At 50.2% G+C, this 23,932-nt stretch carries 22 protein-coding genes; 20 read left to right on the forward strand and 2 right to left on the reverse strand.

Annotated features, from left to right (window positions below; all coding sequences use genetic code 11):
- Positions 1–40: 40 nt before the first annotated feature.
- The 14 genes from rfbF to ABEW34_RS25740 all read left to right on the forward strand — a co-directional run bounded on the left by rfbF (position 41) and on the right by ABEW34_RS25740 (position 14,107).
- Positions 41–823: a glucose-1-phosphate cytidylyltransferase gene (rfbF, locus tag ABEW34_RS25675; protein ID WP_430162650.1), complete on the forward strand. Its 783-nt coding sequence runs from the start codon at positions 41–43 to the stop codon at positions 821–823.
- Positions 824–836: 13 nt separating this feature from the next.
- The gene (locus ABEW34_RS25680; RefSeq protein WP_430162652.1) at positions 837–1,937 is read left to right on the forward strand and encodes an NAD-dependent epimerase/dehydratase family protein; all 1,101 of its coding nucleotides are present in this window, start codon (positions 837–839) and stop codon (positions 1,935–1,937) included.
- Complete coding sequence (locus ABEW34_RS25685; RefSeq protein ID WP_430162654.1) at positions 1,934–3,229, forward strand: UDP-glucose dehydrogenase family protein; 1,296 nt, start codon at positions 1,934–1,936, stop codon at positions 3,227–3,229. The genes ABEW34_RS25680 and ABEW34_RS25685 overlap by 4 nt, the downstream gene beginning before the upstream one ends.
- On the forward strand, positions 3,216–3,482 hold the full coding sequence (locus ABEW34_RS25690) for a phosphopantetheine-binding protein (RefSeq protein ID WP_430162656.1): 267 nt from the start codon (positions 3,216–3,218) through the stop codon (positions 3,480–3,482). The genes ABEW34_RS25685 and ABEW34_RS25690 overlap by 14 nt, the downstream gene beginning before the upstream one ends.
- 5 nt (positions 3,483–3,487) lie before the next feature.
- Complete coding sequence (locus ABEW34_RS25695; RefSeq protein WP_430162658.1) at positions 3,488–4,546, forward strand: LLM class flavin-dependent oxidoreductase; 1,059 nt, start codon at positions 3,488–3,490, stop codon at positions 4,544–4,546.
- Entirely contained in the window at positions 4,530–5,573 is a 1,044-nt protein-coding gene (locus ABEW34_RS25700; RefSeq protein WP_430162660.1) for a hypothetical protein, read from the forward strand. Before ABEW34_RS25695 ends, ABEW34_RS25700 begins: the two co-directional genes overlap by 17 nt.
- Positions 5,570–6,607, forward strand: coding sequence for a phosphotransferase enzyme family protein (locus tag ABEW34_RS25705; protein WP_430162662.1), 1,038 nt, complete (start codon positions 5,570–5,572; stop codon positions 6,605–6,607). The genes ABEW34_RS25700 and ABEW34_RS25705 overlap by 4 nt, the downstream gene beginning before the upstream one ends.
- Positions 6,608–6,647: 40 nt before the next feature.
- Complete coding sequence (locus ABEW34_RS25710) at positions 6,648–6,908, forward strand: acyl carrier protein (RefSeq protein WP_430162664.1); 261 nt, start codon at positions 6,648–6,650, stop codon at positions 6,906–6,908.
- Positions 6,905–7,801, forward strand: a complete 897-nt coding sequence (locus tag ABEW34_RS25715) for a hypothetical protein (protein WP_430162666.1) — start codon at positions 6,905–6,907, stop codon at positions 7,799–7,801. Before ABEW34_RS25710 ends, ABEW34_RS25715 begins: the two co-directional genes overlap by 4 nt.
- 27 nt (positions 7,802–7,828) lie before the next feature.
- Positions 7,829–9,841, forward strand: a complete 2,013-nt coding sequence (locus ABEW34_RS25720) for an amino acid adenylation domain-containing protein (RefSeq protein WP_430162668.1) — start codon at positions 7,829–7,831, stop codon at positions 9,839–9,841.
- Between the two features lie 397 nt (positions 9,842–10,238).
- Positions 10,239–11,252: a LacI family DNA-binding transcriptional regulator gene (locus ABEW34_RS25725; RefSeq protein ID WP_430162670.1), complete on the forward strand. Its 1,014-nt coding sequence runs from the start codon at positions 10,239–10,241 to the stop codon at positions 11,250–11,252.
- Between the two features lie 171 nt (positions 11,253–11,423).
- Complete coding sequence (locus ABEW34_RS25730) at positions 11,424–11,933, forward strand: VOC family protein (RefSeq protein WP_430162672.1); 510 nt, start codon at positions 11,424–11,426, stop codon at positions 11,931–11,933.
- A gap of 64 nt (positions 11,934–11,997) precedes the next feature.
- The gene (locus tag ABEW34_RS25735) at positions 11,998–12,882 is read left to right on the forward strand and encodes a TolB family protein (RefSeq protein WP_430162674.1); all 885 of its coding nucleotides are present in this window, start codon (positions 11,998–12,000) and stop codon (positions 12,880–12,882) included.
- 82 nt (positions 12,883–12,964) lie between these two features.
- Positions 12,965–14,107: a Gfo/Idh/MocA family protein gene (locus ABEW34_RS25740; RefSeq protein ID WP_430162676.1), complete on the forward strand. Its 1,143-nt coding sequence runs from the start codon at positions 12,965–12,967 to the stop codon at positions 14,105–14,107.
- Positions 14,108–14,212: 105 nt separating this feature from the next.
- Here ABEW34_RS25740 and ABEW34_RS25745 read toward each other — a convergent pair whose 3' ends face one another.
- Positions 14,213–15,013, reverse strand: a complete 801-nt coding sequence (locus ABEW34_RS25745; protein WP_430162678.1) for a helix-turn-helix domain-containing protein — start codon at positions 15,011–15,013, stop codon at positions 14,213–14,215.
- Between the two features lie 175 nt (positions 15,014–15,188).
- Between ABEW34_RS25745 and ABEW34_RS25750 the strand changes: the two genes are divergently transcribed.
- The 6 genes from ABEW34_RS25750 to ABEW34_RS25775 all read left to right on the forward strand — a co-directional run bounded on the left by ABEW34_RS25750 (position 15,189) and on the right by ABEW34_RS25775 (position 22,356).
- The gene (locus tag ABEW34_RS25750) at positions 15,189–16,697 is read left to right on the forward strand and encodes an ABC transporter substrate-binding protein (RefSeq protein ID WP_430162680.1); all 1,509 of its coding nucleotides are present in this window, start codon (positions 15,189–15,191) and stop codon (positions 16,695–16,697) included.
- Positions 16,694–17,587: a carbohydrate ABC transporter permease gene (locus ABEW34_RS25755; protein WP_430162682.1), complete on the forward strand. Its 894-nt coding sequence runs from the start codon at positions 16,694–16,696 to the stop codon at positions 17,585–17,587. Before ABEW34_RS25750 ends, ABEW34_RS25755 begins: the two co-directional genes overlap by 4 nt.
- Positions 17,588–17,598: 11 nt before the next feature.
- Positions 17,599–18,414, forward strand: coding sequence for a carbohydrate ABC transporter permease (locus tag ABEW34_RS25760; RefSeq protein ID WP_430162684.1), 816 nt, complete (start codon positions 17,599–17,601; stop codon positions 18,412–18,414).
- 31 nt (positions 18,415–18,445) lie between these two features.
- Positions 18,446–20,002 (forward strand): sulfatase family protein, encoded by a 1,557-nt coding sequence (locus tag ABEW34_RS25765; RefSeq protein WP_430162686.1) that lies wholly within the window; start codon positions 18,446–18,448, stop codon positions 20,000–20,002.
- A 44-nt stretch (positions 20,003–20,046) separates the two neighbouring features.
- A complete protein-coding gene (locus ABEW34_RS25770) occupies positions 20,047–21,039 on the forward strand; it encodes a formylglycine-generating enzyme family protein (RefSeq protein ID WP_430162689.1) in 993 nt (330 codons plus the stop codon).
- Between the two features lie 435 nt (positions 21,040–21,474).
- A complete protein-coding gene (locus ABEW34_RS25775) occupies positions 21,475–22,356 on the forward strand; it encodes a hypothetical protein (RefSeq protein WP_430162691.1) in 882 nt (293 codons plus the stop codon).
- Positions 22,357–22,528: 172 nt separating this feature from the next.
- On the opposite strand, the gene ABEW34_RS25780 is transcribed toward ABEW34_RS25775, so the two are convergent.
- Positions 22,529–23,839, reverse strand: a complete 1,311-nt coding sequence (locus ABEW34_RS25780; protein ID WP_430162693.1) for a hypothetical protein — start codon at positions 23,837–23,839, stop codon at positions 22,529–22,531.
- Positions 23,840–23,932: the final 93 nt, after the last annotated feature.

Below are 23,932 nucleotides of genomic sequence, written 5' to 3' on the forward strand. Positions count from 1 at the left end.
CGATTAGATGGTAGTCGTTCATAACAGAGGAGCGCCTAAGATGGAGAAAACAAAGGTTGTCTTATTGTCCGGCGGCTTCGGTACTCGTCTGGGTGAAGAAACGATGCTGCGGCCGAAGCCGATGGTAGAGATCGGAGGCATGCCGATTTTATGCCATATTATGAATATTTACGATGCTTGCGGCTTTAATGAGTTTATTATCGCTCTAGGATACAAGAAGGAAATGATCAAGCAATATTTTCTCAATTATATGTATTTGCAAAACGATTTCTGCATCCAGATGAGCCAAGCGACCGTCGATATTGTGAGGCACAGGCAGCCGGATTGGACGGTGCATCTGCTCGATACGGGATTGAACACCATGACGGGCGGGCGGCTGCACAGACTTCGGAATCAGCTCTGCGGCAATACATTCATGACGACCTATGGGGATGGAGTGGGGGACATCGATGTCAAGCGATTGCTTGATTACCACAAATCCCATGGAAAATTAGCCACGGTCACGCTCGTCAAGCCTCGTGCCCGCTTCGGTACGGTGGACCTAATGGGCGATCAGGTCGTCTGCTTCAAGGAAAAGGCCGATACCGGAGGCTGGATTAACGGCGGTTTTTTTGTCTTTGAGCCAGGCGTGCTTGATTATATCGGTCACGATACGGATGTGCTTGAGCGCGATGTCCTTCCCCGGCTGGCTGAGGAGGGACAGCTGATGGCTTACAGACACGATGGGTTCTGGGACTGCATGGATACGATGCGCGACAAGCAGTATCTTGAAAGCCTTTGGGCTTCCGGGGAAGCCCCTTGGAAGTGCTGGCGCGAGGATTAAGGGAGGTGCTGAAATGCCTATGGATGCAATGAATAATTCGATCTTACAGGAGGATATGGCGTATATCCAAGATAAAATGGCCAACCCCGCCTGCTTCGTCGGAATGAAGATTTTGATTACCGGCTGCGGCGGCTTTATCGGGTTTTACCTGACTCACTTGTTCGTCCATCTGAAGCGGCAGGGCCATGCCTATGATAAGCTGCTGCTGCTCGATACCTTTCGTTCCGGTATCCCAAGGTGGCTTTCCCGCCTAATGCGGGAGCATCAGGATATTGAGGTGCACACGTTCGATATTGCCAGAGACAGCCTTGAGCTTGTGCAGGATGCCGAGTCTGCTGATTACGTCTTTCATATGGCTTCCATCGCCTCACCCACGTTTTATCGGCAGTTTCCAGTCGAAACGATCGAAGCGAATGTCATGGGGCTGCAGCGGCTGCTTGACTTCTATAAGCATCGCTCGCTGAAGGGGCTTCTGTTCTTTTCCAGCAGCGAAATATACGGCGATCCGGACCCGAATTTTATACCGACCGCTGAGTCGTACTGGGGACATGTGGCGAGCATCGGCCCGCGCGCATGCTACGATGAGTCGAAACGAATGGGCGAGACGCTCTGCTACGTCTATCATCACACATTCGGCATGCCGGTCCGTGTTGTGCGGCCGTTCAACAATTTCGGTCCGGGCATGTCGCTCACGGATCGAAGGCTGCCCGCCGACTTTGCGCTAGCCGTTCTCCAGAATGAACCGATTGTCATCCACTCGGACGGCAAGCCGACTCGGACGTTTTGCTACATTGCCGACGCGATTGACGGCTATCTCCGCGTCCTTCTGCATGACGAATTCGACTTCTTTAATATCGGCATGGACGGCGGCGAGCTGTCCGTTGAGCAGTTGGCTGTCATATATCGTGAGGCTGCCGCCGAGCTGCAAGGCTACACGGGAGACATCCGCTACACGGCATCCCCAGAAAAGGATTATTTGCTGCATAACCCGTCTAGGCGCTGTCCAGACCTTTCAAAGGCTCGAGTTGTGCTCGGTTATCGGCCCGAGATTGAAGTGTCCGAGGGAGTCAGACGTTATTTAACGTTTCTGCAAGAGGAGTTGATTTCCGTATGATCGCGGTAATCGGACTAGGCTTTGTCGGTTTGACAACCGGGCTTGGACTTGCCCATCGTCTCGGCTGTACCATATTTGCATACGATTGCGATCCGAAAAAAAGGGAGCTGTACCAAACCGGAAGCATACCGTTTCACGAGCCACAGCTGCAAGAGCAGCTTGGGCGCTATCTGGGCAACCGATTCGTGGTTTGCGATACGCCCGAAGAAGCCTTGCGTAGTGCGGAATATATCTTTTACTGCGTAGGCACTCCCGCTCATGCCGATGGCAGCGCAGATCTGAACGCCCTGCTGGATGGGTTCAAGGAAAGCAGCAAGGTGCTGCTCGACGGTCGGTTCCGCGTGCTGGTCATAAAGTCCACCGTACCGCCGGGTACGACATCGCGCGTAATAGCTCCTCTGCTCGAGCAGCTGGGATTACGCCTTGGAGAGCATTACGTCTTGGCAGCAAACCCGGAGTTTCTAAGGGAAGGCACGGCGTGGCGCGATGTGATGGAGCCGGACCGAATCGTCATTGGGGAGACTGAGCCTATCGGCGGACGGATGCTTGCCGAGCTGTATGCCCTAGGCTATGATGCTCCCGTCCACCGCGTATCGGCCACAACCGCCGAATTTGTTAAATATATGTCCAATTCACTGCTCGCCACGCTGATCAGCTTTGCGAATGAGATGGCACTGATTGCGGAGCAGACTGGCGACATTGAGATTCCTCGGGCGTTTCGCTTGCTTCACGAGGACAAGCGCTGGCACGGCACGCCAGCCAAGATGACCGATTACGTATACCCAGGCTGCGGTTTCGGCGGATATTGCTTGCCTAAGGACATTGCGTCTATGATTCATCACGCTTCTGTCATTGGCGAACATGCCGGCCTGCTGCAGGCTGCGGTCCTCGTGAACCAAAAGGCGCAGCTGCGAATGGCGGAGCGGATTGCCGCTGCTGCCGGAGACCAGAAGAGCCGTAAGATTGGCATTCTTGGGCTTTCATTTAAGCCAGGCAGCGACGATGTGCGCGGCGCCGTTTCCTTTGAAATCATTCGTCAATTGCTCGGAATGGGATATCTGAACATCGCTGCCTATGACCCGCTATCGATGAATGCGTTCGATTCAGCTTATGGTCTGCCCATTTCATATGCACAAACGATGGAGGAGCTGGCTTCGGGGAGCGAAGTTATCGCCCTGATTACCAGCTGGGAGGAATTTGCAGAGAATAGCCATCTGCTCTCGGGCAAGCTCGTCATCGACGGCAGATATACAGAGGCGCAAAGCGGGGTGATTGTTCATGCTGGACAATAAGGAACATATCGTGAATATTTTGGCGAAGCAGCTGAACCTAGAGCCGGAGCTGCTGGTGGCGCTTGGAGAGGATGCGGATTTAACGGAGCAGTATCTAAGCTCTGTTCTTGTGGTCGAGCTTGTGGTAGAGCTGGAGCAATATTTTGACCTGATGATCGATGATGAAGATTTATTGACGGAAAACGTCTCTACGATGCGAAAAATCGGGGAGCTGATCTCAAAATATAAGGAGATGCAGCCTTCGAAGGAGTGAGCGAAATGGCTTTTTGCTGGATGCTTCCGCACGGTGACCTTCAGCGGATAACGGAGCAGGCTAGAGCGGCCGAAGGGTACGGCTTTGATTCCGTATTGTTGATCAACGCGAACGAATACATGGACCCTTGGCTTGCTGCCGCATATTTGGCCGAGCGGACCGGGAAGCTGCGATTTCTGATCGCGCAAAATACGAGCTATATTCTGCCAACGGCAGCAGCAAAAGCGCTAAGCACATTAAACCTGTTAACTGGCGGCCGAGCGGATATAAATGTGGTAACCGGCAGCTCGGCCATTGAGATGGGACGCATGACGAAAACGCTTAGCCACGAGCAGCGTTATGAGCGGACGAAGGAATTTGTAGAGCTGTTTCACCGGCTGCAAGAAGGCGGAACTGTTCACTTTAAAGGCTCTTGGTTCGAGGTGAATCAAGGAGAGCTGTATCCGAAGCCGCCTGCTCGCGGCAGCGTGTTCATTTCCGGCAGCTCCCCAGAGGCCATGCGAATCGCGACTGCCAGCGGGCACCATTATTTAACGTACGGACATGATTATCCGGTTGTCAGCAAGCGGCTTGAAACGTTTCGCGGATATATCCCGAAGGCAAGTCTGCATCGTTCCAAGTGCGGCATTATGATCGATATTATTGCCAGGGAGACGACAGAATCGGCTTGGGCCGCAGCGGAGCGTTTTCTTGGAGGAACGAGCGCTTTAGAGAAGCGCACGAACAGGCTGTTCCGCAATAATTGCGATGCTGAAGGGATTCAGAGCTACAAAGCGCATTATGCAGACCCGATGGCAAAAGTATCCGAGCACTTATGGGCAGGACTCGTGCAGCTGAATACATCAAACGGGTTTTCCATCGTCGGGTCGTACGAGGAGGTGCGGCAGTCAATTCGGAAGTTCCAGCAGCTAGGCGTAGACTATTTTATTCTAAGCGGGCTCGCGGGGCCCGATGAGCAGCTGCGCATCGGCGAGTACATTCTCCCCTATGTAAGAAGAAATGGGGAACCGGAAGGACTCTCGCCGGCGGTAAAGGAGGCCACAACCCATGGAAATGGACATTAAGCATAAAAAACCGTTTGCCATACGCGCGGGCCTGCACTGCTTGTTCTCCGGTTTGTACCACATCCTTGAGCAAGAGCGGCCGGAGGCGGCAGCGGAGAGCGATGAAGCGGATATATATTTTGAGACGAACGGGCTGAATTTGGAGTACTACGGAGATCTGAACAGGGTTTGGCTTGCGTCTCAGGAGGACATTGTAGAACGATTCGCCCGAATTTACGGACTCCAGCTGCATGCCTCATTCGAGGTGGAGCTTGATCCGGATTCCGCGCTGCTGCAATTGCGGGAGGCTGTGCTTCAAGGCCGCATGCCGCTGCTGTTTATACGTACGACATCGCTCGACTATCATGAAGTATTCAGAGACGGAGAAGAACGAAATCACCTTGTGCTTCTGCTTGGCTGGGACGATGGCGACGATTCGGTTCTAATCGGTGACAGTTCTTTTCTCGATCAGGCGGGGCACGTCACTACCTATGAAGGAGCGCTAACGGTTGATGCGCTGCGAAGGGGATTATGGGGCTACGCGTGGTTCAAGGCAGATGCGGAGCAGAAGCCGTCCACAAGAATAGGACGATTTAATGCGGTTCTCCAAAACATCCGCACATTTAATCAAGGCTTAGAGCTGCCTGACCAAAGGTACCAAGGCATTCTTGCCTACCGTATGTATGTAAGGGACTATACGAAGCTGCTTGCGTTAGACGCTCCGGCTTTCGCTGCTGTGTGCCGGAATGTGTATTATTGCTTCCGGGTCGGGGGAATGCTTCATCAGCTTGAATATCTTGCTGCATATATAGGGCGCTATCACGGGCGTTGGCCGCAAGAGGGGCAGGAGCTTCTACACCGCGTGGAAGGATTGCGGGAGCAATGGCGCAAAGCGCTGATGCAGTTGTACAAGGTCGGTCTATCCTGCCAGCGCGGTAAGATCGGCCTTGTGCAGGACCGTTTCACTCTGCTTCTTGATGAGCACGAAAAATTACTGGTTGCGCTGCTGAGTGCGGTGGATGAGGAACAAGGAACCGCCAGCCGATGAATACTAACCTACATGTACAAGACGACAACGGAATCGTTCAAGAAGCCATCGGACGCTTCGCTCTAGAACGAGTAGTATTCGTTGCGCTGGAGAGCTTTGAGAGTGGAGTGTACGCATGGGAAATGGAAGGGCGCAAATTTATTTTAAAACTGACCCGGAAGAGCCGTAGGAGCCGGGAACAGCTGATGGGAGAAATCGATTTTATTCAATTTGTCTCTTCTAATGGCGTTTCGGTTGCTAAGCCCATCGCTTCAAGGAGTGGTCAATACGTAGAAAATATCGTCGGTAGCATGGATGGTATGGAGGGCATGGTGGGCGGCGATGGGAGTGGAGTCAGCGCGGGATACTGGGCGTATGCTTTCGAGTGGGCGGAGGGCGAGCGAGTCTGCCCCGCCCACTATGGGCCCAAACTTTACAAAGCATGGGGGACCGCCATGGGACGGCTGCATAGCCTTTCCGAGCTGTATGTGCCAAAGCTGCCCGCATGGATTCGTCCCAGATGGGAGGAATCGGAGCTGCTGCCAACGCTCGACGTATGTGCCCACAGCTCGTTTCCGGAGCTTCGGTCTGCGGCTGACACCTGGATGGCTAAAGTAAGGCGAATTCCTGAGCATACGGGAGAATTTGGTTTAATCCACAACGATATGCATCCTCGCAATTTTCATTGGACCGGGGAAGGCATCGTCATGTTCGATTTCGACGGATTGACTCAGCATCATTATGCGAGCGACATTGCGGTCGCAATGTATTACGGTTTGGTGGAACATAGCCGGGCAAGTGAGAGCAGTTGGTCTCCTGAGCAATTCCTGCATGGTTTTTTGGAAGGATATTCGGTTTGCCGGACTGTCTCAGCAGAGCTGCAGCGCCATATCCCCGATTGGATGATGTTTCGTCATATCCAGCTTTATATGTTATATTTCCGGTCTTGGGGGGAGCGGCCCGCTGGTGTCACGGAGAGATGGATCTTGAGCCGTTACCGGAAAGATATTATAGGAGGCACGCTGTTCGGCAGGAAACCTGGGGATTTGGCATGAACAAGCTAATCACATTCTAAGCCTGGAAAGGAGCTCCATCATGAATCGTACGAAATGGACCAAGGAACATATTGCGGGTTATGTGCTGTCGCAGATCAAGGGACAGCTTCAATTGGAGGAGGATGTCGCGCCAGATGATGAGCTGGCAAGCTACGGTATGGACTCATTTACTTCAATGAGTCTTGTTGTAGCGTTCGAAACGAACTTCAATATCGTCTTTGAAGACGAGGAGCTGCTTTTCGAAAATTTTGTCACCTTGCAGGATATGGTCGAAGCCATTTACGGAAAGCTGCAGCCATGAAACGGGAGTGGGTTGATTGCTCGATCGACAAGCTGCTAACCCTCTTCCCAGGCATTCATCCTTATGCGGCAATGATAGACCGCTGGGCGTTCAAGCCGGTATGGGACGAGGAAGGTGAAGAGGTGGATTTGAGCCGGGTGCTGGCTACGGAGGAGCAGCTTCTTATGCACTATGGCATTAAGCGGAGTTATGAAAACGACTGGATCGATGAGGCAATGCGAAGCGGGCATTTGGTGCTGCTCCCTTGCGATCTGTTCTACATGCCGCATGCCAAGGTGTTTTACGGTAAAGAGCATGCAGGGCACTTCATTATTGTGCGTGAGCTTCTGAGAGATGGGCGTTACTTGATCTTCGACGATCATCCCGCGTTTTGCGGGGTGATGGAACGGGGTGAATTAAAGGCGGCCCATGAGGCGCTCAGCTTGCCCTATCAGAGGTTTTTGCCAGGTATGCAGCAGGTAGCGGACGCTTCCGCAATGGGCTATGTGTCTCGTATGCTCAAGTCGGATTCCTTTTACTTAAGCGACTTTGCACGGCGATTGCTGGTCTCGGAGGAGTCGATGCTGCGCAAATGTCAGCTCCTGATGGGAACGCGCCATTATTATCATCGGCTGTATGGGTTCATCCGAATGATGGACGCCGCGCCGCTGCCTTCAGGAGAAGGAGAGGCCGTGTCGGAGCTGCGGAGAAGCATTATTCAGTATGTGGACAGCTGGAGAGTTACGGTTAATCTAGCAACGAGGGTGCTGCTTCAGCCGGAGCAGCCGATGTGGGACCGAGTCCAGAAGCGGCTTGAGCACCACCTGGAGAGTGAGGCGCTGCTTCCGAATGCAGCCGCTCGTTTTCTTGAGCTGCTGCATTCGGAAGCTCAGCAACGAAGAAGATTAAGCTGATAAAACCTTCTATAAGGGAGGGGACAAATGTCGATGAATCTCACTATTAGGCATGATCGTGTACGATTAACGAATTTACGGCTGGCTTGGGGGCTGTTGCTGACGAAATATCATGAGCCCGGGCAGCTTCAACTGCATATGAATGAACAAGGTAACCCGCCAGTGTGGAGCTGCAAGCGAACCGGTGAGGCTCACGGCTACGGAAAATGGACTATTTTAAATCTAGGCTGCTCTGTGGAGGAAACTATTGAAAGCTGGCTGCACCGGCTTCAGACGGTGCTTGGCATTCCTTCAAAGGACGAGGTTATCGGAGCTTCTCCTCAGCGATGTTCCTCGGAATGGTGGGCTGAGCTTGAGGAAATCGTGTATGACGATGTTAGATGGAACGGGCATTTGCACAAAAATATTTCTATAGAACGATTCAAGTCCCATGTGGCTAGCTTGGAGGAGGCGCTGCTTCACAAGCAGAATCAGCTGCTTAGGGATGTGCCCATGCTGCTAGCCGATGAATATACTCAGCTCGTAAGGGACTTCAACCAGACAACGCTTGCGTTCCCACGGGAGAAGACAATACACGGACTATTCTCGGAGCGCGCGGCGTCGCATTCGGGACGTATAGCGATCGTTTCAAACGCTGGCAATTTGTCCTACGGGGAGCTGGAGAGAGATTCCAGCAGACTGGCTGCATCGCTGCGCAAGAGAGGGGTAGGCAAGGGACAAATGGTTGCCATTACGGCTGACCGCACGCCGGAAATGCTGATCGGTTTATTGGCGATTTTGAAAACGGGCGCCGCCTACATCCCCATCGATCACCGCTCCCCGGAAGCGCATAACCGCATCATTTTGGAGGACTGCGGAGCTCAAATCGCGATCTCCCGCATGCGACTGCCGGGACTTCAGACGCTTAATCCCTATGAGGACTCGTCTTACTCGGAGGAGTCCGAGCTTGAGATGAGCGCTCTCATGTCGAACGATTCAGAACTGCTGGCGTATGTCATCTATACATCGGGAACGACGGGAGCCCCTAAGGGAGTTAGGATTCGTCATCGGAGCGTCATCAATTATGCAGCTTGGTTTAACGCTCAATACGGCAGCGAGGAGCCGCTTCGTGTGCTTCTATCTGCCAATTTGACGTTTGACGCATCGGTAGAGTCGATCTTTTGCACCCTGCTAGGGGGCGGCAGCGTCGTTTTGATTCAAACCGAGCTGTTGACGCATCAGCGTGCATTTCGGCAATTCATTGACAAGCATCAGGTACAGGTCATTCATCTCGTTCCTACGCTGCTGAATCGCCTGCTGTTGGAAGGAGAGCGGCTTGCTAGTGTGCAAATTGTAATTTCCGGAGGAGAGGTCCTTGAGCAAGGGTTGAAGGATCGTCTGCTGCATAAAGGATATCGGGTTTATAATCACTACGGCCCGACGGAGGCGACGGTCGTGTCCGTAACCGCCGAGATGCAGGTAGGTTTACCAGTAACGATTGGCAAGCCGATTGGAAATACGAGTGTATACATCGTTAATTCACACATGCAGCTATGCCCGATTGGTGTGATTGGGGAAATCTGCATCGCCGGAGAAGGTTTGGCTATGGGATATCTGCAGCGCGAGGAACTGACGAAGCAAAGGTTTGTTCCGAATCCATTCGAATCAGGAGCTATGCTATACCGCACCGGGGACTTTGGAAAATGGCTGCCAGAGGGGCTTGTCGAGTATGTCGGAAGAGTCGACGAGCAATTGAAAATAAATGGCATACTGGTTCATCCTGAAACGATTCGAACTGCGGTTGAGGCTCATCCAGCGATTCAAGCTGCCGTTGTTATTTTTTCACCGGACGATGAAGGAGGCAAGCTGATTGTTTATTATCGCTTGGAGCAGATGGGTGCGATAACGGTATCGGTAACGGAACTGCGAGGTTTTTTGCTTCAGCTGCTGCCGCCCTCGATCATCCCTAAGCAGTTCGTGGAGATGCAGGATTTTCCGCTTAATTTTAATGGGAAGGTGGATAAGAAACGACTGCTTGCCATGCAGCAGGAGAGCGTATAAGCACAATAATGGGATGTGTCGAGAATTGAGATAAGGATGGATATCGTACTGCATTGATATCGACCACGCCGCCTGTGAGACATCCTGCTCTGTCCTCTAATCGGATTGATATCCTAGGTACGCCTAGGTATGTAAGCCTCATTATGTGTTTTAAAAAGGGGAGCGGCAGCTTCAGTAAACAAGCTGATAGGCGGGCAAAAGCCTGAACTCAGCTTGTTTTTGTGAGCATTGCAGAAGCTTTACAGGGTGGGTATTAAAATGGGAAAAGCATTGGTGGCACCTCAGCGGTATTTATTCCTGCCTTTATACAGGAGAGCAACGTTTGTCACCGTATTGCACTGCCGAATATAACGTGCTAATATGTTAACGATAACATATGTGAATTTGGAGACTAAAGATGAATATTAAGATGTCGGATGTGGCTAAAGCAGCGGGCGTTTCACTTGCGACCGTGGGCAGAGTTTTGCATAACAACGGCTATGTGTCTGAGGATAAGCGCCGGGAGATTGAGCGGATCATTAAAGAAATGGGATATATTCCGAATCGCATTGCACAAGGCTTGAAAAGCAGTCGCAGCAACATTATTGGACACTTGACGCTTTTTAATACGAATATGCAGTTCAAGGAAATCAGCTCCGCAGTTAACACAGCAGCGGCAAGCAGCGGTTATCATGTGCTGACGCTAACGAGTCATATGGGCCTCGGCGAGGAAGAACAGCAAATTAACGATCTGATTGGTCATAGGGTGGACGGGGTCATTATCACTTCCTATCATTCTATTTCGAAAGACTTAATCGGCCGTTTAATTGAAAATCATATTCCTGTGGTGATGATCGAGCGTACCTATGACATGCCGATGGTAGACCGAATTGTCGTTAATGATCGGGCAAGTTCATTAGGTGCCGTTCAGCATATGCTGCAAAAAGGACATCGGCGAATTGGCTTTATCGGCTCCAAGCTGTCGCATCAGGTGGAAGAGGATCGCTATGCGGGTTATTTGGATGCGCTAAGCGAAGCAGGAATCACTCCTCATAAGGAGTGGATGCAGGTGATGCCCGAATATTCGATAGAGGCAGGCCGAATGGCGATCGACCAGCTGTTAAGGGCTGGGCAGCCGCCTACAGCGATTTTTATGACCTCTGATATTTACGCCTGCGGCGTTTTGCAGGTGTTGTATGAACGCGGTCTTCGCGTACCTGATGATCTGTCCCTGATCGGATACGACAATACGCTGTCGGCTTTGCTGTCACCGCCGATTACATCCGTTGGCTTGCCATTTAAGGAAATTGGCGATCATGCTTTGCAGCTGCTGTTGCAGCGAATGAATGATCAAGCGGCCCTCTCCAGCACAATCGGAATAGACCCGTTTCTGATGGATCGCCATACGGTACGAGAATGGACGGGCGATTAAGGAAAGGCAGCCTGACAAGGGGGCACCGCTGTGCCCACTACCTTTCCTTTGGCCTAGTTTTATAGCCAATGTGTTAACGTTAACACATTGGCTGCACACTACCCATTGCCTTATTTTTTCATCGTTATTCATCTTCATGATTTTAAAACCAATCGAAGGAGCGGAAAAAAGATGACTCAATCGCCACCTGTCATTACCCAGATCTGCCTTGTTGTACATGATGCGGAGCAGGCCAGCGCCAATTGGTCTAAGGTGCTCGGCGTCCCGCAGGCGCCTGTAGAAATACTCCCGACGGAAGGCTTGCTTCACTATACGTACGACAAAGCTGCTGAATACAACGGATGCAAGGTCGCCAAATATGAGCTGGGGCCTTTCATACTAGAGCTTATGCAGCCAGCGGAAACGCCGAGTCCGTGGAGAACCTTTTTGGATGATCATGGACAAGGCGTATTCCATTTCTGCCTGTTCGTAGATGACCGGAAGGCGATGTATGACACGCTTGCGAGCCTAGGAGCAAAGCAGCCGTATCATGTTGGCTATTTCGGCCAAGGCTCTTACAGCTATGTGAATACGAAAGCGCAGCTTGGTTTAGAGCTCAGCATTAACAACCTCGCTGACACGAGCAAGCTAATGGAGCTTCTTGTTCAGGGGCTCGTAAAGCCTTTAGACGAAGTGAAATAAGCGGACTAATCGCATTAGACTAGGAAAGCACAAGCCATTTTAAACTTCAGAGGGGGATTGGAAAATGGATATTCATACGCTAAGAGCTTTGATGAAGGAACGGGACAGCTACAGTATATTGGAAACGCTCGATATCGTTACGGGAGAACGGACGGTTTTACAGGAATTTGACTTCGTCATCGAAGCTCCCAATTGGACGCAGGACGGAAGATTTCTAGTTTATAACGGCAACGGCTGCATGTATTCCTACGAATTGGATACCCAAACGGTCAAGCAAATTGATACTGGATTTGCAATCGATTGCAACAATGATCATGTGCTTTCTCCCGATGGCACGAGGCTTGCGGTCAGCCATTTTACGTCAGGAGATGCAAGCTCCCGAATTTATGTGCTGCCACTCGAAGGAGGGACGCCGGAGCTGGTAACGCCGAATGCTCCAAGCTATTTGCATGGCTGGTCACCGGACGGCTCGACGCTTGCTTATTGTGCGGAGAGGAATGGTCAATACGATATTTATACGATTGCTGTGAGCGGCGGCGAGGAAGCACAACTGACCGATATTCCAGGAAGCTTGGATGATGGGCCTGAGTTTTCCCCCTGCGGTCAATGGATTTGGTTTAATTCGACGCGAAGCGGCCTGATGCAAATTTGGCGCATGGATGCTAATGGAGAAAATCAGCAGCAAATGACTTTTGACGAAGCCAACAGCTGGTTCCCGCATGTGTCTCCCGATGGCAAATGGGTGTCTTATGTGACCTATCGCAAGGAAGAGGTTGCTCCTGGCGAGCACCCGCCGAACAAGCAAGTGGAGCTGCGCCTAATGCCTGCCGAGGGCGGAGCGCCGCGGACGATTGCCCAGCTCTTCGGCGGTCAAGGCACAATCAATGTCAATTCATGGGCGCCGGACAGCCGCAGGCTTGCCTTCGTCTCGTATCGCTTGAAGGTTTAATGTTCTTATCCCGGATGAGGAGTGAAGATTCTCTCTTGCGGGACATGAGCTATTTTCTAACATATTGAAGGGGTTGAGCAGGATGACAGCATTAAAACCTGTAAAAGTAGCTACTATTGGATGTGGAGCGATTAGCGACGCCTATTTAAGCACGATGATTAACCAATTTAGTATATTGGATGTCGTTGGCTGCTACGACCGTAATCTGGACAAAACCGAGCGCACCGCTGAAAAATACAACATCAGAGCGCTCTCCATGGAACAAATTATTGCAGATGATTCCATTGAGCTTGTTGTTAATTTGACGGCTTCGACCGCACATTATAGTGTCGTCAAGCAGCTGCTGGAAGCTGGCAAGCATGTTTATACCGAAAAGGTGCTGGCGCTTGAGCTGGAGGAAGCGGCTGAGCTCGTGCGAATCGCGGATGAAAAAAATCTGTACCTGGGCGTCGCTCCGGATACATTCCTCGGAGCGAGCATTCAGACCGCCAGATATGTGGTCGAAAGCGGGATGATCGGAACGATTACCTCCGCTCACTGCGCCTTGAGCAGAGATGTTTCCCTGTTCGCGGAGCTGTCCCCAAATGCAATTAAGCCAGGAGCGGGTATTGGTTTTGATGTTGGCATTTATTATATTACGGCTTTGCTAAGCATTTTGGGACCTGTTGCAGAGGTTTCTGGAACTACGAAGACGCTGAACAAGGAACGGCAGCATTATTATATGGAAAAGCTCGGTGAGTCTTACGAAATTCAGTGTGAAAATCTGATGGCTGGCACGCTGCAATTTGAGAGCGGGGCAGTCGGCAGCCTGCTGTTTGACTCCAATTCCATACTGATTGTTCCAGAGAAGCCTACGCTTGTGCTGTACGGCACGGATGGCATTATGTATATGTCAGATCCCAACCTTTTTGGAGGGGAGGTTAAGGTTGTATTAAAGGGGAATACGGAGCCGATGGTGATGCAGCAATCCCATAGCTTCACGGGGGAGAGCAGAGGACTTGGCGTCGCAGAGATGGCATGGTCCATGCGCAAGGGCAGAGCAAACCGTGCCAGCAAGGAGCTGGGCTATCATGCGCTGGAGATTCTACACGGCATCGTAAAAAGCGGAGAGACGAAGCAGCACATTGCTCTGCAATCGACCTTTACGAAGATGCCTGCTTTGCCGAGAGGTTATGTGACTCATTCTCATTTTAAATTTCAGGAAGAGTCTGGACTTGCTTATTAAAGCAGCCGGGAGAATACAGGGCAAGAACGAAAGGCACCGCCGGATCCGATTCCAGCGGTGCCTTTCGCCATTGGGATTGTTCTATAGGGTTAGGTTCCTTTATCCTTAGCCGCGCAGCTGCTGCTGAACGCCTACATTTCTTGCTCGAAACTCTGTGGGTGTTGTCCCCATAATTTTTTTGAACATCCGATAGAAATAGGAAGTGTCATAATAACCTAAGTATTGGGAAATGTCTGAAAGCCCCATGTCCGTATGCAGTAGGAGCCGCCGTGCTTCCGCAATCCGTAATTGATGCATGAACTGAATGGGAGATTGCCCAGTCACGTTCTTGAATATGGAAGAGGTATAATTGTGCGAGCGGCTGATTAAATCAGCCAGATCGTCAATTTCCACCGGTTGACGAAAGTTGGCGACTAAGTAGTTTTCTATTTTTTTGGCTAGTGTTAGCTTGATTGGCGATATATTAACAAGCTCAGCTTCCCGGCTAACTAGCAGCAGGATTTCCTGTAGACCATTCAGTGTGATGAGCTGGTCAATGGAATCGGCACCTTTTTGCTCACGGTAAAGCTGTTCGAAGCGGGTAGTTAGATAATCAAAATGCCGTATTCGCATTTGATAAACGGTATTGCGGTCCAATACCGGAATATATTGCGGGTTGTTCTGCTCATAGTCAAACAAGACGGTAAATTTCTGATGCGGCCCGCTTTCATCATTTTCAGCCCCACGCAGCGTTCCTTTGGGAATGATTAGCATCTCCCCCTTACCTGCCACATACGGCTGCTCGTTCAAATGGTAAATGACTTTCCCTTGTGTCACAAGCACGAGCACATACATGGGAAGTATAGCTTCGCGGCTCCTCCAGGTTTGAATAAAATCATCAAAAAATACACCCATCACACGTAGCATTACATTATCCTCCAGTTGTTTTCTTATCCGGCTAATCCGTATTTTGTTGTTTGTTTTTACAAACGTTTTGTCCTTTCAATCGTAGAAATGTACATTGCTTAAAAAGACCCCGTCTTTTATTATACAACTAAGCCTAGTTAAATAGTAGGTTTTAATGAAAAGGGGAGAAGCAAGGATGCAAAATATGAAAAGCACGCTGCGTTTGTTGTCTGTCGGTTTATTGGCCTTGGCGGTAAGCGCATGCTCAGCTCAGCAGTCGGCAGTAAACGGTCAGGAGGGCGTCAATGCGGTTAACGATGGGGATACACAAGGTGGCGGCTCTGAACAGGTTGTGCTGCAGGTGATGGATTGGAGCGATAGCTCCAAAGCTATAAGAGAACAGTTTAATAAACAATTTGTTGAGAAATATCCAAATATTAAAGTTCAATATACGCAGCTAACCATTGACCAGTTCAACAATACGGTGTTGACGGCTATTCAAGCGGGAGAAGCGCCTGATTTGTTTCCCGTTCCGTCAACGATGAAGCTGTCCACGGCCGTTGCGCAGGGGTGGTTCCAGCCTCTGGATGATTACATCGACGAGGAATTTAAAAGTGCGTTTGTCGACGGGACCTTTACGGAAGGAACAACGGTGAAGGATGGCAAAATTTATTCCATACCTGAGGGGCAATCTCTGCCTACAACACTTGTCTTTTACAATAAAAAGCTGTTTAAGGAAGCTGGTCTTGATCCTGAAAATCCTCCGAAAACGTATACGGAGTTTCGCGAAGCGGCAAAGCGGATTACCGAAGCTGGAAAAGGCAGCTATTACGGCATAGTTGAGGGCGGAAAGCAGGCAGGACGATGGACGTCCGCTATTCAGGACGGGTCCTCGCTTGCAGGCAGCGGTTTGACGGCAAGCTCCCCGGTCAGCCTTGTTACGAATGAGACGAGCTATGACAGCAAGCCGGTTACGGAATTATTCCGTTTGTTCCAAGGCATCGCGGAGGACGGTAGCTATCATCCGCAAACGGCTGCGATTACGGCTCCCGAAGCGCGCGCGTTGTTCGCTCAAGGCCAAGCCGGCTTTATCGTACAAGGCGCATGGAATGTGGGCGTATGGAATAGCAATGCATCCGATCTGGATTACGGCGTTATGGCACCTCCGCTGCCGGATTCCGGGAGAGTGGGCTCGCTGCCGCTTTATGGATCGCAGCCATGGATCGGCCTCTCGGCCAAGTCCAAGCATCCTGCTGAAGCTGCACTTTATCTCAAGGAGCTGTACACAGGAGGGTATTATCAGGAGCAGTTCGTGGAGAAAGGAATCGGATTTTCGGTTGTTAAAGGCGTTAATGAAAACCATATAAAAATGCCGCAATTGGAGAAATACTATGAAATTGCCAAGGAATACGGACGGATCGTTCCAAATCCGATTGTTCGCAATGCGCAGACAGCAGAAGTATTTGCGGCTTTTAAGGATGTACATCCCAATGCGGGGGAGCTGTTGGCTGCCGTAGTTTCCGGCGCATTGAAGGATCCCGAGGCTTCGCTGTCCAAGCTGTCTGGGCAATTGGGCGAGGCATGGGGAGCCGCTATTAAAACGGCAAAAGCCAAAGGCACAAATGTATCAGCGGAAGACTTTATTTTCTCTAACTGGAAGCTGCTTGAGGATTACACAGCCGAGGATTATCAATCACTGCCATGAAAAAGCAAACTGCTAAAATCATGATGTGGTGTTGGATATTCCTTGCCCCCAATCTGATCTTTTACGCTTTATTTCAAGGCTGGCCGCTCCTTTTGAGCTTCTATTACTCCATGCTGGACTGGTCGGGGATAGGAAATGACAAAACTTTTGTTGGTCTGCAAAATTTCGCGGAGCTGATACGCGATGAGTATTTCTGGAATGCCTACCGGAACAGCTTTGTGTTTGCAGCGGGCTCGGTTCCCGTGATTGTGGTCGTTTCGCTATTGTTTGCCGTGCTTCTCAATCAGCCCATTAAGGGCGTAGCGACATACCGAACGGCAATCTTTCTGCCTGTTGTTACAATGGCATCGACAGTGGGCATTTTGATGGTGTTTCTGTTGGGAGCAGATGGTCCGCTAAACAGTTTGCTTCTGAAGCTGAGTCTGCTGAGAAAGCCTATTAATTGGCTGTCTGATGCAGACTGGGCATTGGTTACGACGATTCTGGTTTATTCCTGGAAGCATATGGGGATGAGCATGATTTATTGGCTGACGGCGCTTCAACTGGTGCCGAAGGATGTGCTGGAGGCCGCCCGCGTGGATGGGGCGGGCCGCTGGCAGAGCTTTATCCATATTACACTTCCGTATATTTTGCCGATTGGAGCCATTATCGCGCTGCTGGACATTGCATCGGCTCTGCGCGCATTCGATCTAATTATGACGATGACGGCAGGCGGTCCGTTTTTCAAAACGGATGTGGTGTCGACCTACATTTACCGTTACGCATTTTCCAGCGAAATGGGGTTGCCACGTCTTGGCTACTCTTCAGCTGCGGGCATCTTTTTCGGAATAACCATCATAGCGGTAGCGTTAGTGCAGCATGTTGCAACGCGCAAGCTTAAGCGCGCATAAGGGGGATTACCATGAAGTGGCTTCGTTTTTTTCCACATTTGGTGCTGGCTGCTGCAGCAATTTTGTGGATATATCCCATTTTTTGGATGTTGTCGGTTTCGGTGCAGCCCGAGGAGGCTTTTTTCGGTGGACAGTTGTGGCCTTCCAGCCTGGATTTATCCAGCTATGAGCGGGCATGGAACGCAGGACGCTTTGATCGTTATTTTATGAATTCCATCATAGTTACCTCATCCGTCATTCTGATTACTTTGTTTATAACAGCCATAAGCGGTTATGCCATAGGGCGGTATTCTTTTAAGGGAAAAGGGATCGTGGTGGCGATTCTGACGGCAAGCGTCTTTATACCTGCCGAATCGTCGATTATTCCAATTTTTCAACTAATCAAGGAGCTTGGACTGCTTAACTCGCTGGCGGGAGTTATTTTCGCGGAAGTCGGGGGCGGCAATATTTTGTTCGTGCTGTTGTTTGCGGGATATTTTCGCCAAATGCCGAAGGAGCTTCAGGAAGCGGCTACGATGGATGGCTGCGGCTATATCCGGACATTCGCAAGCGTAATGCTGCCTCTGGCTAAACCCGTCATCGTAACGGTCATCGTTATGCAGTTCATATGGAGCTGGAATTCATTTCTGATGCCACTGGTGCTGACGCTAGGCAAGCCGGAGCTGCGGACGGTCGCAGTAGGGCTATATGCGCTAAAAGGTGAAAATATTGTGGACTGGACTGGTATTGCGGCAGGGGCTGCGATTTCGCTAGTGCCTGTCATTGTCATATTTTTGTTCCTGCAGCGTTATTTTGTAAGCGGCTTGGCGGGAGCCGTCAAGGGCTAAAATCTAATTATTGCTTAGGGAGGACTGTTTTGTGAAAGTATTATTTTTAGATTTGGATTCCACGAATCCGCAGCATTTGGGCTGTTACGGCTATCATCGCGAGACATCACCGAATATAGACAAAATCGCAGCAGAGGGCGTTCGCTTCACCAATTATTATACCTCGGACGCACCTTGCGCCCCTTCGCGGACGGCGCTGATGAGCGGCCGTTTCGGTATTAGCAACGGGCTTGTGGGTCATGGAGGCACCGCCGGAGACATGAAGCTCGAAGGCGTTAATCGGGAATTAATGGGAAGGCTGTCCAGGGGAGGCTCGCTGCCTTCATTTCTTCAATTAACGGGCGGGCTGAAGACGGTATTAATCAGTCCGTTTGCGTACCGTCATTCCACCTTTGCCTTTTATGCGGGTTTTAATGAAATTCATGACACGGGCGGCTTTGGCATGGAATCCGCCCATCAGGTCACGCCCGTGGCGCTGGATTGGATTAAGCGCAATGCTGCCTCTGAACAAGACTGGTTCCTGTATATCAATTTCTGGGACCCGCATACGCCATACCGCGCTCCAGAAGAATACGGCAATCCCTTTGCCGAGCAGCAGCTACCTGAATGGCTGACCGCTGAGGTTCTGGAAGGGCACCGCCAGAAGGTCGGACCGCATAGCGCGCAGGAGCTCAATATTGATTTTGTCGAAAAAACCTACAACAACAAAACGTCTCCACTATATCCGCGCCACCCTGGCGAAATTCGCGACCTGGACGAGCTTCGCAGAGTGATTGACGGCTACGATACGGGCATTCGCTATATGGACGATCATATCGGGCAGCTGTTTGACAGTCTGGAGAGGGAAGGTGTGATGGAAGAACTCATTATTATTATCTCGGCTGATCATGGCGAAAATATGGGTCATCTCGGCATCTACGGCGAGCACTCCACAGCCAATCAGGGAACGTGCCGCTTGCCCATGATTATCCGGGGGCCGGGCATCGCGCAGGGAAGGGTAGATGATGGCTTGCATTACCATCTGGATCTGGCTCCGACCTTTGCGGAGCTGCTGGGCGAACGTCCCTCACCGTTATGGGACGGACTTAGCTATGCCCGAACGCTGACCCAAAGCGAGAATTGTGGACGGGAATACGTTGTAGTTTCGCAATGCGCGCATGTCGCCCAGCGCAGCGTCCGCTTCGGTGACTGGATCTATATTCGGACCTACCACGACGGCTTTCATCTGTTCGACAAGGAGATGCTGTTTAATCTACGAGTGGACCCCTATGAGCAGGTCAATGTAGCTGGTCAGCATAAGGATATCTGTAGGGAGGCCGTTTATTATCTCCAGGAGTGGCATGACGAGATGATGGCCAGAAGCGGAGATGATACCGATCCGCTGTGGACGGTAATCAAGGAGGGCGGGCCTGCCCATGCCAAAGGGTATTTGAAAAATTATATACTGCGGTTGCAGGAAACCGGTCGCGGTCATCATATTGAAGAGCTGAAGCGCAGGCATCCCGGTGAGTTTAAGGAGGAGATCGCGGCTACAAAGCAAGCCTTCCAGCAAGCGCTTAGGCAGAAGACATTTCTATCCAGCAAATGAGTCGGTGTTCAGCGTCTTCATAATAAGGAAGAGGAGGGAATCGCATGCAGGAGTCAACACCCCGCAACTGCTGCGCAGCCCGCCGAGTGCCTTCGCAAGCGCAAGGCACTCGGCGAGCTGCCGAAAATCGAACCGATTTGTGGCAAGAGAGCAGCGTTCAGCGTCACGTTCTGGCTCCAGACCTATCGCAGAGCGTACGTTTGGGCGGTACTGCTTTTCTGATGGGAACAAATGGAGCGGAGGGTTTTCCAGGGGATGGTGAAGGACCGGCGCGTGAAGTCTACGTGGCTCCATTTTATATGGATAAATATGTGGTGACGAATGAGCAATTTCGCCGGTTTGTAGCAGAAACGAGTTATGTAACAGAAGCGGAGCGATTCGGATGGTCTTTCGTTTTCCACCTGTTTGTTTCTGAGGAAATAAAGGCTCTTCACCCCCAATATGTCCTCCACACGCCATGGTGGCTCACCGTCAATGGCGCGTGCTGGAGTGCGCCGGAAGGGCCGGGAACAACGGTGGACGACAAGCTGAACCATCCCGTTATTCATGTGTCATGGAATGATGCCGAAGCTTATAGTCGATGGGCGGGCAAACGCTTGCCCACGGAAGCGGAGTGGGAGTACGCGGCACGCGGTGGCTTGCATGGACAAGTTTTCCCTTGGGGGAACGTGCTTCAGCCGAAGGGAGAAAATCTGAGCAATATTTGGCACGGCAAGTTTCCAGACGAAAACACGGCGCCGGACGGATACTTCGGTACATGCCCGGTGGATGCCTACCCGCCTAACGGTTACGGTTTATACAATGTGACCGGCAACGTATGGGAATGGTGCGATGACTGGTTTAGTCCTAACTATCATATTGCTAATGGTTCACGTAATTATGCTCGTGGCTCCTCCAAAACAATGAAAGGCGGCTCCTATCTGTGCCATGACTCCTATTGCAACCGGTATCGCGTTGCGGCACGCACCAGCAACACGCCCGATAGCTCAACTGGCAACATTGGATTTCGGTGCGCTGCTGATTCTTTTCTTGAGTGAGTGCGGTGACAGCTAAAGGCGGACTCGTCCCTGAATGTTATTGGACTGAGGCTGTTCAATTAATCAAAAAGGATTGCAGTCGGTGAATGATTACGTTACAATTATAGGATAATTATTACAAATAAGGATTCTATAAGGGGTGTTTTGCTGCGATTGTATCATCATCATGCGTCAGCTTCATCTAGAGTTTCTCAGGAAATAATTGTGACAAGCACTCAATTATAATGAGAAAGGAAGGATCGTTTGACAAAAAAGATGCTGCCTGTAACGATACCGATAGTTGTGGGGTACAAAAGATATTCTCATTTTTTGGCTGTGATGAGTAATGATGAAAAGTCTCATGCCTGGATATTGAACCATTTTATACAGCTGTATTCGGATAAGTCCTTTGATAAGGATATTCATTGGCTGAGCTTTTATTTAGGAGAGCCCCTCATGTGGAGGCACAACAATAACCCGTGGATATACACCCAAGAAATAGAATTAAGTTTAATTAATCAATGGACGGACTTAGATAAATTCATTATAAGCTGCATCGACAAAAATCAATATGTTTATATAAATTGTGATTATTTTTATGTGCCTTATTCGAATTTTTATGGGAAGGTTAATCGAAGAAGCCAATTGCTCATCACGGGCTATGATTTGGAGAAAAATGAATTTACGCTGATGGATTATTTCAATGCGCAGTACAGGGCTGTCACGGTCTCTATTCCGGCGCTTGTTCATGCTGCGAAGCAAGGGATTTATGGACAGGCTTTAAATCGCTCCAAAATCGTTCTCATTGAATTAAATCAAGTCGAGCATTATGAATTTAATGTATCGCTAGCGAGCAAGCTGCTGAAGGACTATTTGTACGCTGGCCATTCATATGAGCGAATGCCTTTATTTACGAAGCCTAGGGAGCGGGCCGCATTCGGCATGGCTATTTATGCGGATTTGCAGCAGTTTCTTGATCGAATCCAGCAACAGAGCACTGTACACTCGAGCCTGCCTTTTCATATTTTGTATGAGCACAAGAAATGTATACGCTTACTTTACGACTTTTTGATTAAGACGGGAAGGATAGAGCCTTCAGCTGCTTTAGCGGATGAATTTTCACTATTAATCGAGAAGACGCTTGTACTGCGCAATCTTTATTTCAAATTAGAAATTAGCGAGGATTTGCTCCTCATTGACAAAATGAAGCAAGGCGTGGAAACGATTAAAGCTTTGGAAATTTCAGCGCTTGAAAAGCTGATTGGGCTCATAGATGGAAAGGGGAGCGATGATTTGCAGCAGGAGGCGTTGGATGAAGCGCCCTCGGTTCATAGCTAATACTAAGGTTAAGGTTCGAAACGGCCCCGTATTTTAATTATAAACTTGCTTTGTGTTGGTTAGAACAAGTAAGGCTGACGATGGTTATTAATCCATCGTCAGCCTTTTGCATTTCATAAAGATAGAGGGGCTGTCCTGCTGCTGCAGAATACCCGCTTATTGCGCCTTATTTTTATCCTTGCTCATAAATAAGAGCTCGCCCATCCTCGGAAATGCGCGGTTCGGCCTTTTCGGCTGACTCCTTGTCCGGTACTGCTGCTGCGGGCACTGCTTCAACCTGCTTTTTCACTTTATGAATGACATCATAGCTGTAGTAGCTGATATTTGTTTCTTCTATGTCGTAATTCGTCGTATTTTTTCGAGCATAGGTATAGGCTTTGATTAGAGCGACGTTGGAATCGAGCCACTGAACGACTTCTATCGCTGAATGATCGCCAGCCGCGGCTTTCAACGAAGCAATAGGCAGTCCGTCACGGTCATAAAAATAAATTTGCTGAGGAGCCAGTTTTAAGTAATCAATGTCGATGTCTGTGATGCGATGCTGCTGCTCAGGAGCCGTATCCATCCAAGCCACGGTGCCTGCCGGATTCCACTTCATCAATTCGGAGGCGACATAGCGTTTTTCTGGCAGTTTAACGCTTTTAAGCGGTTGTCCGTCAGCTGTGAAAAAAGTAACCTCGCCGCTTTCATCGTTGTGGACGAAGCGCTCAAAGTTAGGAGACAGAAACAAGGAAGGTGCCCCAGTCGTCGAATGAGGGATGACGCGGAACGTATTTTCCGGCAGCCGATCCTGCTTATCCTCGCCCTGCAGGTCAAAAAACCACACGTTTCCCAAATAGCTCTGCATAAACAACTGCTGCTTCTCTTCGTTCCATTGATATTGATAAATGTAATCGTAGTCATCGGTTAGTGGCCAAAAATCCTCTCGCATCCGTGTCATTTCACCTGATTTTGCATTTAAAGTGGACAGGTGGTAGCTGCCACCGTCGCCAATAATTTCCGGCTCAAGAAAAACGAGCCGTTCCTCGTCCAATTTTAACAGCTGCCGCTCCTTCCCGGGATGAAAAGAATGGTACCAGCGATTGTTGGAATCGGTAATCGTCTCGCTCCATTCCACCTTCACATCATCCTGTCCTAGGCGGTGCGATAATAGCGCATTTGTAACGATATCATCGCCGCGGTACAGATTGACCATGTGATATACGGCCCCTTGAAGCTCAACAGGAGGGCTGCTGCTCATTGAATAATGGCCGAAAGAGTCGGGTAAAGCTGCACTGAGGCTGCCGTCGGCGTTGCGGCTCGTTGTGAAGCTCAGGTTGGTTAGCTTAGCAGCAGCAGGATCTGTAACTGCCACCGCAGGTTGAGCCGTTAAAATGGGCTTCTCGGTTGCTGTGGGTGTCCCTATTTGGCTATCATTTGAACAGCCACTTATTAAGAGGCCGAATAAAATACAGCCTTGAACGGTTATATGTTTTGCTTTCATGTTTGCACTCCTTTTAGTGAAATGAACAATTAATTACTTTCCTGCATTTTCATTTCAGACGAATATACACAGAAATTGTTGCATGCGGGATCA

The sequence above is a fragment of the Paenibacillus algorifonticola genome, assembly GCF_050481745.1.
In the GTDB taxonomy this organism is placed as follows: Bacteria; Bacillota; Bacilli; order Paenibacillales; family Paenibacillaceae; genus Pristimantibacillus; species Pristimantibacillus algorifonticola_A.